This is a genomic window from Ruegeria sp. AL12 (genome assembly GCF_056540885.1).
Map to the genome: position 1 here is coordinate 1 of NZ_JBQFXN010000113.1, position 756 is coordinate 756.

1 pseudogene is annotated in these 756 nt (G+C 55.3%); it reads right to left on the minus strand.

Going from position 1 to position 756, the window contains the following annotated elements:
- A pseudogene (locus ACR0C6_RS21705) lies at positions 1-656 on the minus strand (IS5 family transposase); the annotation flags it as partial.
- Between the last annotated feature and the right edge of the window lie 100 nt (positions 657-756).

Consider the following 756-nt stretch of genomic DNA (forward strand, 5'->3'; position numbering starts at 1 on the left):
TAGCGTGTCGCCACGCGCCTCCAATCCCTAAGCCTGCCAAACATAATCTCAATGCGGTTTCGCCGCTTGTATCTGCGCTTGTCGTACTCGACAGGCGTCTTTCGCTGCTTTCGCCCGGGGGTGCAGACGCGTATCCCTTTGTCTTTCAACGCTTCTCGAAACCAGTCGGCGTCATAACCACGATCCCCGAGAAGCCAATTCACGTTTGGTATGCTGCTGAGCAGAGCCCGAGCACCGATTTATTCACTGATTTGCCCGGCCGTAACGAACAGGTTGAACGGGCGACCCTCGCTATCACAGATAGCATGCAGCTTGGTATTCATGCCGCCCTTGGTTCTACCGATCAGTCGGCCACGCCCCCTTTTTGCGGCCATACTGGTGGCAATGCAGTGTGTTCTTAGATAGGTCGCGTCAATCATGACTGTCGTCTCTTCGCCATGCTGGGCGGCCAGACCAGACATGATCCGTGCGAAGATGCCTTTCTCGCTCCAACGCGTCCATCGGCTGTTAAGCGTTTTGTGCGGTCCGTAAGCTTCCGGGGCACCTCACCAGCGCAAACAATTGCGATTGATGAAGATAATCCCGCTCAAAACCCTTTTGTCATCAACCCGGGGCTTGCTGTGCGACTTCGGGAAAAATGGGACAAGCTTCGCCATCTGCGCGTCGGTTCGTCAATAAAGATCGCTCATGTCTCCGCTCCGTTCTGGGAGCCGTGAGTCACGCAGCGCAGCTAAAATCAATGCATCCTGAGCCTAG